Origin of the sequence: Bacillus sp. JJ1773, from assembly GCF_036962035.1 — a bacterium.
GTDB lineage: Bacteria > Bacillota > Bacilli > Bacillales > Cytobacillaceae > Cytobacillus.
Genome location: NZ_JBALNX010000010.1, coordinates 93,262 through 105,641 on the forward strand (window position 1 = coordinate 93,262; position 12,380 = coordinate 105,641).

17 protein-coding genes are annotated in these 12,380 nt (G+C 37.4%); all 17 read left to right on the forward strand.

What is annotated here, in order from left to right; genetic code table 11:
- The first annotated feature begins 4 nt into the window (after positions 1–4).
- From V7127_RS02535 to V7127_RS02615, 17 genes are read left to right on the forward strand one after another with little or no spacing between them, the layout of a single operon-like run.
- Positions 5–1,429, forward strand: a complete 1,425-nt coding sequence (locus V7127_RS02535) for a phage portal protein (RefSeq protein WP_335483300.1) — start codon at positions 5–7, stop codon at positions 1,427–1,429.
- Positions 1,422–2,045, forward strand: a complete 624-nt coding sequence (locus tag V7127_RS02540) for an HK97 family phage prohead protease (RefSeq protein ID WP_335483302.1) — start codon at positions 1,422–1,424, stop codon at positions 2,043–2,045. Before V7127_RS02535 ends, V7127_RS02540 begins: the two co-directional genes overlap by 8 nt.
- A 2-nt stretch (positions 2,046–2,047) precedes the next feature.
- Positions 2,048–3,496 (forward strand): phage major capsid protein, encoded by a 1,449-nt coding sequence (locus V7127_RS02545; RefSeq protein ID WP_335483304.1) that lies wholly within the window; start codon positions 2,048–2,050, stop codon positions 3,494–3,496.
- A gap of 21 nt (positions 3,497–3,517) precedes the next feature.
- The gene (locus tag V7127_RS02550; protein ID WP_335483306.1) at positions 3,518–3,853 is read left to right on the forward strand and encodes a DUF2190 family protein; all 336 of its coding nucleotides are present in this window, start codon (positions 3,518–3,520) and stop codon (positions 3,851–3,853) included.
- A gap of 12 nt (positions 3,854–3,865) precedes the next feature.
- Positions 3,866–4,165 carry a Rho termination factor N-terminal domain-containing protein gene (locus tag V7127_RS02555; protein WP_335483308.1) on the forward strand — a complete coding sequence of 100 codons (300 nt, stop codon included), beginning with the start codon at positions 3,866–3,868 and terminating at the stop codon, positions 4,163–4,165.
- Complete coding sequence (locus V7127_RS02560) at positions 4,166–4,480, forward strand: hypothetical protein (RefSeq protein ID WP_335483310.1); 315 nt, start codon at positions 4,166–4,168, stop codon at positions 4,478–4,480.
- A complete protein-coding gene (locus tag V7127_RS02565; protein WP_335483312.1) occupies positions 4,477–5,046 on the forward strand; it encodes a phage tail protein in 570 nt (189 codons plus the stop codon). Before V7127_RS02560 ends, V7127_RS02565 begins: the two co-directional genes overlap by 4 nt.
- On the forward strand, positions 5,043–5,525 hold the full coding sequence (locus V7127_RS02570) for a hypothetical protein (protein WP_335483315.1): 483 nt from the start codon (positions 5,043–5,045) through the stop codon (positions 5,523–5,525). Before V7127_RS02565 ends, V7127_RS02570 begins: the two co-directional genes overlap by 4 nt.
- A complete protein-coding gene (locus V7127_RS02575; RefSeq protein WP_335483317.1) occupies positions 5,522–5,809 on the forward strand; it encodes a hypothetical protein in 288 nt (95 codons plus the stop codon). Before V7127_RS02570 ends, V7127_RS02575 begins: the two co-directional genes overlap by 4 nt.
- A 2-nt stretch (positions 5,810–5,811) precedes the next feature.
- Positions 5,812–7,275 carry a phage tail sheath family protein gene (locus V7127_RS02580; RefSeq protein WP_335483319.1) on the forward strand — a complete coding sequence of 488 codons (1,464 nt, stop codon included), beginning with the start codon at positions 5,812–5,814 and terminating at the stop codon, positions 7,273–7,275.
- A 2-nt stretch (positions 7,276–7,277) separates the two neighbouring features.
- Positions 7,278–7,796: a phage major tail tube protein gene (locus V7127_RS02585; protein ID WP_335483321.1), complete on the forward strand. Its 519-nt coding sequence runs from the start codon at positions 7,278–7,280 to the stop codon at positions 7,794–7,796.
- Between the two features lie 19 nt (positions 7,797–7,815).
- A complete protein-coding gene (locus tag V7127_RS02590; protein ID WP_335483323.1) occupies positions 7,816–8,103 on the forward strand; it encodes a hypothetical protein in 288 nt (95 codons plus the stop codon).
- Positions 8,104–8,153: 50 nt separating this feature from the next.
- The gene (locus V7127_RS02595; RefSeq protein WP_335483325.1) at positions 8,154–8,282 is read left to right on the forward strand and encodes a hypothetical protein; all 129 of its coding nucleotides are present in this window, start codon (positions 8,154–8,156) and stop codon (positions 8,280–8,282) included.
- A complete protein-coding gene (locus V7127_RS02600) occupies positions 8,279–10,726 on the forward strand; it encodes a phage tail protein (RefSeq protein WP_335483327.1) in 2,448 nt (815 codons plus the stop codon). Before V7127_RS02595 ends, V7127_RS02600 begins: the two co-directional genes overlap by 4 nt.
- Positions 10,727–10,742: 16 nt before the next feature.
- Positions 10,743–10,946: a tail protein X gene (locus tag V7127_RS02605; RefSeq protein ID WP_335483329.1), complete on the forward strand. Its 204-nt coding sequence runs from the start codon at positions 10,743–10,745 to the stop codon at positions 10,944–10,946.
- A gap of 31 nt (positions 10,947–10,977) precedes the next feature.
- Positions 10,978–11,970, forward strand: a complete 993-nt coding sequence (locus V7127_RS02610; RefSeq protein WP_335483331.1) for a phage late control D family protein — start codon at positions 10,978–10,980, stop codon at positions 11,968–11,970.
- Position 11,971: 1 nt separating this feature from the next.
- A complete protein-coding gene (locus tag V7127_RS02615) occupies positions 11,972–12,376 on the forward strand; it encodes a hypothetical protein (protein WP_335483333.1) in 405 nt (134 codons plus the stop codon).
- Positions 12,377–12,380 lie beyond the last annotated feature (4 nt).

The window sequence follows — 12,380 nt, forward strand, 5'->3', positions numbered from 1 at the left end:
ATTTTTGAGTTGGCTAGATAAAACTATAGCATTCATTTCTCCTGCGGCAGGATATAGACGTGAAGCTTGGAGAAAAGGATATGAGGAATTAAAAAGTTATGATGCCGGGACTCATGATCGATTGAATGCTGGTTGGCGCACAGTTAATGCATCTGCAGAACAAACAGACGGTGTATATAGAGATACCATTCGTGCGAGAGCAAGGGATTTAGAAAGGAATTCTGATATTCAAGAAAGCATTGTTGGTGCATTTGAGAGAAATGTGGTTGGAACTGGCTTTAAATTACAAGCAAAAACCGATGATGAAGAACTAAACTCTCGTATCGAGAAACTTTGGAAAGAATGGTGTAAACCACGAAACTGTGATGTAACATACCAGCAGAGTTTTGCTGAAATCTGCAGAATGGCAATAAGGCGTAAAAAGGTTGATGGCGGCATTATTATTATAAAAAGATATATCGCGGGTGGAGTCGTTCCCCTTTCATTACAAATTCGGGAAGTTGACGATTTAGACACGATGCAAACGAGTAAAGACTCTAAAAGAATAGTCAACGGAATTGAATACAACGAGTTTAATAGACCAATCGCATATTATTTTAAAAATTATGACATAAACGGATTCTATTCAGGTAAATCTGATCGAATTGAAGCCGGAGATGTCATTTTTTTATGGCATAAAAAGAGACCTACTCAAATTCGCGAAATGTCTGAAATGTCCCCTACTATCACAAGAATTAAAGACGTGAACTCTTACATGGAGGCTGTAAGTATTAAGGAAAGAGTAGCTGCCTGTCTTTCTGTCTTTATTAGGAGGCAAAGCCCTACTCCAGGAGGCGGATTTGGAAGGCAAGGAAAACAAGGTTCCACTAGCTACGAAGGAAAGACATTAAGCCCAGGGATGATTATGGAGCTTAATCCGGGCGATGACGTTTCTGTTGTTAATCCGCCAGCACAGGGAGCAAGTGCTGCAGACTTTGTAAGGCTCCAACAGAGACTAACAGGTAGTGGACAAGGGATCTCCTATGAAGCAACTGCAAGAGACATGTCTCAAGTGAATTACAGCAGTGCAAGGCAAGGGCTATTGGAAGATTTAAAGACCTATCAGATTGAACAGAAGTTTCTAATAGATCACATGTTGATCGAAATATATGAAACTTTCTTAATCTCTGCAGTATTAGCCGGAGCTATTCATATACCCGATTTTTGGGACAACAAAAAGGAATACTTAAACCATGAGTGGACTCCTCCAGGTATGAAATGGATAGATCCACTGAAGGAGGTAAATGCAAACAGAGTAGCTCTGGATACAAACCAAACAACACTAGCGGAGTTAGCTGCAACTTCTGGCCATGATTGGAGGGAAGTGATTGAACAGCGGGCACGGGAAATTGAATTTATGCGACAAAAGGGGGTGATAACAGATGTCTAAGCAAAAACAGAAAAACTTTCAACTTAGCCGAGATACGAGCATTAATTTTAAAGCGATTGATGATGAAACAAGACAAGTAGAATTAAGTTTTTCAAGTGAGGAGCCATATGATCGTTGGTTTGGTCCAGAGATCCTCAGTCATAGAAATGGAGCTTGTGATTTAACTAGATTAAATGAGATTGGCTGTCTCTTATTTAATCATTCAAGAGATAAAGTGATTGGAAGAATTGATAATGCTTGGATTGAAGGTGATAGAGGCCATGCATTAGTCACTTTTGATGAAGATGAAGAGAGCGAAAAAATCTATCAGAAGGTAAAAAACAAGACATTAAAAGGTGTCAGCGTTGGTTACCGGGTAGACAGTTGGGAAGAAGTAGGGGTAGGCAAGGTGTCCAGCGATGGGAGGTTTATTGGACCATGTAGCATTGCACTTAAATGGCTGCCTTTGGAGATTTCTATTGTTTCTATTCCTGCAGATGCAACGGTAGGGATTGGAAGGGAAATGGAGGACTTCCCATTTCACAAGCAAAAAGATAATCATCTTGAAAAAACAGAGCCAAAATCAATTTATTACAAGCAAATTCAGCTTAATAACAACTATTTAGGAGGCAATTAACTATGACATTAGAGCAAATGTTAGCAAGACAAAAAGCCATTGTGGATGCTGCTAAAGCCGCACAAAGAGACCTATCCGAAGATGAGCAAAGGGAATTTGATGATTTACAAAGAAGTATCGAGGCCTTAAGAGCAGCAAATCAAAATCCTTCCCCAGCTGCACCACTGAATACAGAGGATATTATTAAAAAAGCAATGGAAGATGAGCGAAAGCGGACAATGGACATTACAAACCTATGCCGCAGCTTTAATTATGATCCACAAGAGTACATTGCTGGTGGGAAATCTATTGAAGATGTACGTGCTCTTATCCTTGAAAAGCAGATTGCTGAAAGAGGGCCATCTAGCGTTGGAATCATTCAAGATGAGGGTGATAAATTCCGTGATGCTGCCAAAGATGGCCTGGCTTTACGTCTTGGCTTAACCGTAGAAAAGCCAGCTGCAGGCGCGACTGAATTGCGTAACATGTCTTTAAAAGAATTAGCAAAAGAAACTTTGCGTTTAGAGGGAATTCCTAACGCAACTCGTTTGAGTGATGATGAAATTTTACGTCAGTACATGACTCCAACAAGTTTATTTACAGGGATCATGGATCAGACTGCTCGCACAGTATTTGAAAAGGCATATACAGAAGCAGAAACTACTTACCAACATTGGACTAAACGAGGAACTTTGAAAGACTTTAGACCAACTAAAACATATCAAGTTGGGACTGCAGGTGAGCTTTTACAAGTATCTCAAAATGGTGAACTAAAGCACGACATGGTAAATGCAGAGGAAGGACCACAACGCCAGCTATTAACATTTGGGCGCCAATTTACAATGTCTCGCCAATCATTTATTAATGATGATGTTGATTTCATTGCAACTATTCCAGCATTATACGCTCAATCAGCAAGGCTGGGAATTAATCGACTAGTTTATCAAATGCTAGCGAAAAACCCAGCAATTTGGGACGGAAAAACACTATTCCATGCAGATCATAAAAATATTGCAGCTACCGGAGCCGCACCATCTGTTGAAACTTTATCAGATATGAGAATGAAACTTCGAAATCAGACTGCAGCCGGTGGAGAAGTTAAGTTAAATATCCCTGGCAAATTCTTAATTGTTCCTACTGCATTAGAAACATCTGTTGGTCAATTAGTCGGTTCTCCAGTCGACCCGGCACAAACAAATCCAAATATTAAAAACCCATTTTTTAACAATTTCACTATTATTAGTGACGCTGAATTGGATGATGCAACAGCTAATGGAGCGGTGGAATGGTATATGTCCGCTGATCAATTACGCAGTCCAATTCAGGTTGACTATCTAAATGGAGTAGATATGCCAACAATCGTAATGAAGCAGCCACCAGCAGGCCAATTAGGCTACATGTGGGATATTTACATTGATTATGGTGTTACTATCGTAGACTACAAAACTATCGTTAAAAATAACGGTAAGTAATAGGGAAGGGTGGAGAAATAAATGTTGAATAATCCTCAAGCTCAATATGTACAGCGTGGAGAAACGATTGATTATAAAAATAGTGGAGCATCCGATATCAAAGCAAATGACGTTGTTTCCCTGGCTAGCCGAATTGGTATTGCTGCAAGTGATATTCCAGTAGGATCTGTTGGGAGCGTAAATGTATTAGGGGTTTATGATATTCCAGCATCGAATACAGAAGAGTTTACAGTAGGACAAGCTGTTTATTGGAAGGATTCTGCTCTTACTTCAACAGAAGCAGGAGCAGTACCTGCTGGATGGGTTGTTGAACCTAAGGCACTTGCTAAATCAGTTGCTCGCGTAAAGATTGGTTAAGGGTGATTGCATATGATGTTATTAAAAGCAATTGAGCCCATTTTTTTGAATGGAAGAATTGTAGAACCGGAAGAAACATTCTCGTGTCATACTGATTTTGCCAAAAAACTTTCCGAGAGCGGATCAGCTGAGTTAATTGAAACAGAAAATGAAATTTCTGTAGAAACATCAAAGACAGTTACAAAGAAGTTTTTGGATTCAAAAACGAAAGATGAATTGCTAGATTATGCTAGGTCAGAAGGCATTGAAGGTATAAGCGATTCAAACAAAAAAGGCGAAATTATTGACGCCATTTTGAAAGTAGTTGGTTAAATGAATTTTAAGGACCAATTAAAGAAGGATTTGTCGGTATTTATAAATCCTAATGAGTTTGCTGAAGAGGTCGATATCGATGGAACAAAAGTAAGTGTTATTATTGATAACGACAAACTGAAAGAACATCAATTAAAAATGGGTGGAGAGGGGCTCGTAGAAAACGGGCTCCTTTTTCATGTTAAAAAGGGCGATATGCCCTTTATTCCAAGGCCAGAACAAAGGATGAATTTTAAAGAATCTCTTTGCTATATTGTTGATGTCCAAGAAGATGAAGGGGTATACACCATTACCCTAGAAGGTTTCGAGTCATGATAAATATTGATTTTGATCAAAGGGCAATGCAAGAGATTCAAAGGAAAATGGGGAGTTTCACCAGAAGAGCCCCTAGTGCTATATCCAATGCTATTAACCGTACTGTAACTAATGTTAATTCCAATATTAAAAAAGAAGTAAGGAAGGAATATAACATAAAGGCTAGTGATTTACAGGCCACTTTGAGAAAAACAAGAGCCACACGTATTAGCTTAGAGGGAGAAGTCAGTTCTTCTGGAGAATTAATTGGATTGGAAAAATTTAAGGTATCCCCTAAAAAGGTTAGTCCGCGTAGAAAAACACCTATAAAGGTAGGAGTAAAGAAAGACGGCTTAAAACAAGTTGTTAGAGCCTTTGTTGCAGATGTAAACGGTTTGAAAGTTATGGAGAGAAAAGGTAAACCACGCTTACCTATTAAAAAACTATTTGGCCCATCTATCCCACAGATGATCGATAATGATGGTGTTCGCGAAGTCATAATTAATGAAGGGCAGCAAATGTATCTTAATAGATTTGATCACGAAATTAATAGGATATTAGGAATAGGAAGTGGTGGATCAACATGATTCCGATACACTTACTTGATGCTTTGGTGAATAGGTTTGAAAGTGAATTTAAGGAATTTCAGTTAAAGGATCCAAAAAGTCCTGAAGAGTATAAGAAAATAAATATATTTTCACAGCACCTTCCAATTAAAAGCAAAGGAAAGGCCAAAGATACATCGTTATATCCCTATTTAATCATTAGGATTACAGACGGTGGCGAAGATTCTTCTGAAGAAACGGGTAAAAGCCAAATCCTTTTTATTGCAGGAGTATATGACGAATCAGAGGATAACCAAGGATTTAGGGATGCAATTGCCCTAATTAATAAAGTTTATCAAAGCTTAATTAGAGATCCTATGGTGAATGATATGTTCGAGCTTGATTACCCAATTCGTTGGACTTACCAGGATGAGGATTCTGAACCCTATTACTTCTCTGGACTTGAAACAAATTGGAAAGTACCAAAACCAATTAGAGAAGATTTGGAGGGCTTAATATGACCAATAAGAAAAAGATTGAAGCTAAAAGTGTAGCTGAAAAAACAGAAACACTTATTTATTGTGGTCCAACAATTAAGAATGGTGAACTGCAGCAATATGCTGTTTTTCAAGGAGTTCTTCCGGATCAAGTAAAGAAGCATAAAGAAGCAAATGTGGCTGTTAGCGAATTGTTTGTTCCAGTAAAGGCTTTTTCAACTTTTAGGGAACAGATCAAAAGAAAAGGTTCAAGAGAAAGTATGTTTTTTGAAAGAGCTCTTGAGTACGCAAAAGGGGGTAACAAATAATAATGAATTATCAACATGGAATTAATATTGAAGAAAAACCAACATCAATTCCAAGGCCACAGGAGGCACTTTCGGCTGTTCAGGTCATTACAGGAACAGCACCAGTACATTTAATTGGAAACCCCGAAGAAGTTGTAAATAAGCCTATTTTAATCAAATCGTTTGATGAGGCAGTAAAAAAATTAGGTTATTCGGATAACTGGAAAGATTACACTCTATGTGAAGTCATGGATGCTAGTTTCAAACAATTTCAAGTGGGACCTGTTGTATTTATCAATGTATTAGATCCAGCTGTCCATAAGAAAAACATTCCTTCTCATTCAATTGCAATCTTAAATAAAGAGGCAAAAATTGATAAAGAAGGTGTCCTTTTAAAATCCCTAGTAGTTAAAAGTAAAGATGGCGTTACCGAATATGTAAAAGACCAAGATTATATTGCTGACTTTGATAAAGACGGAAAACCGTTAATATCAATTCTTTCATCTGGATCCATTCCAACTGCGGAAACTGAATTACAAGTCATCTATGACGAACTGGATCCTAGTAAAGTAACCAACCTAGACATTATTGGTGGTTATGACGCATCAGCAAATAAATTCAAAGGTTTAGAGCTTATTCAAACGATATATCCGACATTAGGTGTTATTCCTAATATCTTATTAGCTCCTGGCTTCTCACACCATGCAGAAGTAGGGGCTATTTTAGTGGCAAAGTCTTATAAAATAAATGGTTGCTTCAATGCAACGAATATTCTTGATGTTACCGGTAAGACAAAGGAAGAAGCTGGCGAAAATAAAATAAACAATTTATACACCGATAAGAGCTCTATTATTTGCTGGCCAAAGTCGAAAATAAAGGGAAAAATTTATCGGTATAGCACAATTGTTGCTGCTTCAATTGCAAAACGAGATGGAGAAAATGAAAATGTACCATATAAATCACCATCTAACTTAAAGATTCCAATTAGTGCTATGGTAAACGATGACGATCTCGAAGTTTTCCTAGACCAAATTCAAGGTAACGTGTTAAATGGCATGGGGATTGTTACTGCAATTAACATGGGCGGATGGAGAGTATGGGGGAATAATACTGCTGCCTACGATCCAGAAAAAGGTGATTACAACGACCCTAAAGACCGTTTCATTCCTGTTCGCCGAATGTTTGATTGGTGGGGGAACTCATTCATTCAGAACTATTTCGATAAGGTTGACGATGCAACTAATTATCGTTTGATCGAGAGTGTTGTAGATAGCGAGAATATTAGAGCAAATGGCTTCCAAGCTAAAGGACAAATAGCTGGAGCTAAAATTGAATTCAGCAAAGAAAATAACCCTGTAATCGAAATTCTTAATGGAAGAATTAAGTTTGTTCAAAAACTTGCTTTCTTTACTCCGGCAGAACTTATTACAAACGAACTTGAATTTGACCCAACAATTTTAACAGATTCTTTATTTGGAGGTGAATAAGGATGAGTAATCCAATTCCAGAGAAAGTTGTTAACTATAATGTGTACGATGATACAGAGAAACTAGTAGGAGTTGCTGCAGAAGTAACATTGCCTACCCTAGAAGCTATGTCCGAAACAATTTCCGGAGCGGGTTTGCTTGGTGAATATGAAAGTCCAACTCCTGGCCACTTTAGCAGCATTACAATTGAAATTCCATTCAGAACCTTAATGGATAAGTCATTTAATATGTTAAAGAATAAAGGCCGTTCAATAGTGCTAAGAGCTGCTCAACAAAGTTACGATACTGCACAGGGGAAAATAAGTCAAAGAGGGCTTAAAATTACCTTAAGGGGTATTCCGAAGGCTCTAGAACTAGGGAAACTCGCAGTTGGGTCACCTACTGAAAGTAAAAACACAATCGAAGTGTTGTATTTGAAAATTGAGGAAAACGGAAGAGTTTTATTAGAGCTAGATAAACTTAATTTCGTTTACATTGTTGACGGTGAAGATTTATTAGCTGATATTCGGAATTTAATATAAACATGGAGGAATAATTCCAATGAACCTTAAAAAAATCATTTTTAAGAAACCATATAAATTTGAAAATACGGATTACAAAGAAGTTGATTTGAGCGGATTGGATGATATGAAAACTAGCGACTTAATAGATGCTGATGTTCAATTCAGTACATCAGGGCAATTTTCAGTAATGAATGAACTCTCATTAGGTTATGCGATCATAGTTGCCTCTAAGGCATCTGGGAAGCCAGTAGAATTTTTTGAGGGGTTACCTGCAACAGAAGGCCTAAAGGTAAAAAATGTGGTTATGGGTTTTTTGAACGCATAGGCATTATCAAAAAAGATAATCACAAATATATCAAAGCAATTGACGGGCGAATGCTAAGAAAGACTTGCATTCGCCTTTCTATTTCTTTAAAAACTAGCATGGATTACTTTATGAAATTAACCCTTTACGAACTTGGTGAAACCATTAAGGATGCCGAGGCGGTGATGAAAGAAAAATGAGTAACATCCGTAATTATCAAATCGCCTTTCAGATAGGCGCAAACTTGAACTCTTCAATGCGTACAGCATTTGCAAACGCTAATAGAACACTTTCAAACACCAACAGGAATGCAGGTCAATTGAATGCGCAAGCGAGACTATTAGGAAGAACCTTTGGTTCTTTAAAAGGCGTTGTCCTTGGATTAGGCGGAGCTATTGCCGGCGCTTTTGCAGTAAAACAGATTATTGATTTTGGTAAGAAAATGATTGAAACAACAGCAGAGCTTCAAGCTGTCCAAGAGCAGTATGACCAAGTTATGGGTAGTATGAAAGCAACGTCCGATCTATACCTAAAGCAGATGGGTGATAAGTGGAACAAACACCCAGGAGAATTACAAAGCACATTAATGCAATACTATGCAATCTTAAAAGGTAAAGGTGTCGAGGAAAAAAAGGCATATGAGCTCGCACAGAATTATTTAGAACGAAGTGTTGATGCAAACATGTTTGCGAATGAATCAATGGCTGACACTACTGCAAGATTCATGGCTATGATTAAAGGGGAATACTCTTCAGTCGATACAGCGATGGTAAACATGAACGTAACACTGTTGAATACTAAGGCCCTTGAGAAGTATAAAAAGAAATGGGATAAGCTTACTGTCACTGAACAAGAAGTATTAAAAACGCAAGAAGCATTGAGGCAGCATACTGCTGCAGGGGTTTTTGGTCAAGGTGAACGTGAGGCACAATCTTATGCGAACAATGTAGCTATGTTAAAGAATACTTGGGAAGAATTGCTGGCAAAATTCGGAACACCTTTATTGCCTATTGTGAACGATAGATTAAAGCAGATTATCGGAGTTGTAAAAAAAATAGATGTAGAAAAAGTTATAGCTGGGTTTTCGAAATTTAAAAAGCTTTTACCTGACATTTCACGTGTTTCGGAAGGCTTTAAAATAGTTAAAAATGTGGTTGCAAACACTTTTAATAGAATTAAGCCGGTTATTAGTAACGCTATATCTATAATAAAACCTATATTATCACAAGCGGTTTCTTCAGTAAGAGGGTTTATTGGGAAAATCCAAGCATTTTGGAACAAAGATGGAGCAAAGATTATTAGTGGCTTTCGAGTAGTGTTTAGTAAAATCAGCACTATTGTAGCTACTGTTATTTCGGTAATAGCACCCATTTTATTAGATGCGGTTTCCTTTATTAAAGGAATTCTAGGTCAGATAGGAGCCTTTTGGAATGAAAACGGCACCCAGATCATCCAAGCAGTTAAAAATGTATTTGGATTCATTGCTAAAGTAGTTCAGGTTATGGCCCCAGTGGTTTTATTTATTCTTAAATCAGTCTGGGCAAACGTAAAAGGCGTTATCCAAGGAGCTCTGAACATTATTCTAGGATTAGTCAAAGTATTCTCTTCCTTATTTACTGGCGATTGGGCCGGTATATGGATCGGAGTTAAAAAGCTTTTCGGAGGAGCAATTCAATTTTTATGGAACCTCTGGAACCTAATAATGGTAGGAAAATTAGTTGGCACAATCAAAACAATTGCAAAAGCTTTCGTTAACTTTTTTAAAGGCCTTGGGCAAAAAATAATTACCAATGTCCAATATTACTATCATTTGATGGCTGATGGTTTCTATAAGATTGCAGGAAGTATATTTAAAACAATATTTAAAGCAATAATGAATGTTATTGGTGTTGTAAGAAATGGTGTTAATACCTTCATGCAAGTATTTAATATGGCACGAACATTCGGAGTAAATGTGTTCATGTCGATAGTAAGTGCGGTTCGAAATGTGTTTTCACTAGCATTTGGAGCAATTAAAAGTACTTTTAGTAACATTGTCGGAAGTGTGAAAGGGAACTTTCAGGCTATATGGGCGTTTTTACAAAATCTATGGAGTAATATCATAAATTTATTCCAAAAACTCCAAATTGCAATGGCTACACCTTTCCAAACTTTAAGTACAATCGTTAGTTCGGTAGTCAGCTCAATCAAGGGTTTAATAACAGGGCTTTTTCAAGGAGTAACTAATGCAGGAAAAGTAGCAATTAATGCATTAATTATGGCGGCTAACGCAATGATTGGTGGAATTAATAAACTAAATGTTAAAGTTCCGGATTGGGTACCGGGAGCCGGTGGGAAATCGATTGGGTTTAATATTCCCAAAATACCGATGTTAGCAGCTGGCGGTATTACAACCGGACCAACTTTAGCCATGATCGGTGAGGGAGCTGAACAAGAAGCCGTTCTTCCTCTATCGAAACTTAATTCTTTGTTAAACTCACCTACAAACAATAACAATCAAACACAGATTATTTATAGTCCTAATATTATCATTCAAGGGAATGCAACTAAATCAGAGGTTGAGGCAGCACAACAAAAAGGCCAACAAGATTTTGATCGTTGGTATAGGAATTTTCAAGCTGAAAAAGAACGATTAACATTTTGAATAAGGAGGGGATAGTTTGAATTATACAACGGTCCAAGGTGATATGTGGGACATCATATCACGGAAGGTCTACGGCAATGAATTTTATGCAGATAAATTAATGAAAGCTAATCCTTCCTATTCATCAACAGTGATATTTTCGTCAGGAACAACGTTGGAAATTCCTGATGTCCAAAGTGTAAAACAATTTGCAGATTTACCTCCTTGGAAGCGGGGGTGACAAGGTGCTAGCACGAAGAGCATTTATCGAAGTGGATTACCAAGGTGTAAATATTACAGAAGCCTTAAGTAAAGATTTACTTTCTTTCACTTATACAGATAACGCAAGTGGCAGTGCAGACGATGTGGCCATTGTTATTAACGATGTTAAACGGAAATGGATTAATCAATGGATGTTTGAACAAGGTGACAGCCTACAGGCAAACATAGTAACTATGAATTGGCGCAAGGAAGGGGATACAACTCGCCTTCCTTGTGGCTTTTTTATGGTAGATGAGCCGGAGTATAGTGGCCGACCTTCTGTAATTAATTTAAAAGGGGCATCAATTCCGGCCAATAGTAATTTCATGCATACAGAGAGAAGTAAGGTTTGGAAGAGCATTACAATAAAAGGAATTGCAGACGAAATTGCTAAACGATATGGACTGCAATTGTTTTTTGATAGTAAATCCAATCCCTTTTTCAAAAAGAAAGAACAATCAAATGCGGCGGATGCTGCTTTTCTTCAGCAAACTTGTGTTGATGAAGGTTTTTCCTTCAAGGTCACTGACAAGAAAATTATTATTTTTAATGAAAGAGAGTATGAAGAGAAAAAAACGGTAGCTACTTTTCATGAAGGTAGTAGCACTGTTTTAGGTTACTCCTTCAAACCAACTCTCACTAATACCGGATATGCGGGAGTTAGCTTAAAGTATTACAATCCTAAAACTAAAAAGACAATTGAATATCTTTACGCACCAGGAGAGTTTGATAAAGAGAAAGATAAAATTTATAAATTAAATAAGCGAGTGTCCGATCTTGATGAAGCAAAACGTCTTGCCCAAAGCACTCTAAGAAAACTAAATAAAAAACAGATTACGGCAACTCTTGAAATTGTCGGTGATACTCGTTTGTTAGCAGCAAGCACTATTCAACTTGAAGGTTTTGGGGGTTTTAGCGGGAAGTATTATATTGATAAAGTAATTCATAGTTTACCTGGTTACAAGACTTCACTTGAGCTTCACAAGGTTTTAAGGGGGTATTAAAGTGAACGATATCTTTAGTTTGATTAAAGTCGGAATCGTTGATGGAATTAATGAGCAGGAAGGAACTATACGGGTTACCTTTCCAGATGACGATGATAAGGTCGTTGATGATATTGCATTGATGAGTTTTGAGCAAAAGTTCCCATCTGTTACAGAAAGTGTTCTATGTGTGTTTTTACCCAACGGAACTCAACAAGGATTTTGTTTAGGAGCCTATTTTAATGATGAGAATTTACCCCCTATACCAAACAAAAATATGTACGTTAAGAAGATTGATGAAGGATTGACCATTACCTATGATTACACTTCTAAAAAGCTAACTATATCAACGCAAAATGAGGTAGCAATTAATAGTAACGTGTCGGTTAATGGGAATCTAACTGTATCCGGCACCATTACAAATTAGGTGA

What these genes read in the sequence shown, in the direction of transcription:
- V7127_RS02540 (WP_335483302.1), top strand. Translation starts at nt 1,422, where the DNA reads ATGTCTAAGCAAAAACAGAAAAACTTTCAACTTAGCCGAGATACGAGC.
- V7127_RS02545 (WP_335483304.1), top strand. Translation starts at nt 2,048, where the DNA reads ATGACATTAGAGCAAATGTTAGCAAGACAAAAAGCCATTGTGGATGCT.
- V7127_RS02550 (WP_335483306.1), top strand. Translation starts at nt 3,518, where the DNA reads ATGTTGAATAATCCTCAAGCTCAATATGTACAGCGTGGAGAAACGATT.
- V7127_RS02555 (WP_335483308.1), top strand. Translation starts at nt 3,866, where the DNA reads ATGATGTTATTAAAAGCAATTGAGCCCATTTTTTTGAATGGAAGAATT.
- V7127_RS02560 (WP_335483310.1), top strand. Translation starts at nt 4,166, where the DNA reads ATGAATTTTAAGGACCAATTAAAGAAGGATTTGTCGGTATTTATAAAT.
- V7127_RS02565 (WP_335483312.1), top strand. Translation starts at nt 4,477, where the DNA reads ATGATAAATATTGATTTTGATCAAAGGGCAATGCAAGAGATTCAAAGG.
- V7127_RS02570 (WP_335483315.1), top strand. Translation starts at nt 5,043, where the DNA reads ATGATTCCGATACACTTACTTGATGCTTTGGTGAATAGGTTTGAAAGT.
- V7127_RS02575 (WP_335483317.1), top strand. Translation starts at nt 5,522, where the DNA reads ATGACCAATAAGAAAAAGATTGAAGCTAAAAGTGTAGCTGAAAAAACA.
- V7127_RS02580 (WP_335483319.1), top strand. Translation starts at nt 5,812, where the DNA reads ATGAATTATCAACATGGAATTAATATTGAAGAAAAACCAACATCAATT.
- V7127_RS02585 (WP_335483321.1), top strand. Translation starts at nt 7,278, where the DNA reads ATGAGTAATCCAATTCCAGAGAAAGTTGTTAACTATAATGTGTACGAT.
- V7127_RS02590 (WP_335483323.1), top strand. Translation starts at nt 7,816, where the DNA reads ATGAACCTTAAAAAAATCATTTTTAAGAAACCATATAAATTTGAAAAT.
- V7127_RS02595 (WP_335483325.1), top strand. Translation starts at nt 8,154, where the DNA reads ATGCTAAGAAAGACTTGCATTCGCCTTTCTATTTCTTTAAAAACTAGC.
- V7127_RS02600 (WP_335483327.1), top strand. Translation starts at nt 8,279, where the DNA reads ATGAGTAACATCCGTAATTATCAAATCGCCTTTCAGATAGGCGCAAAC.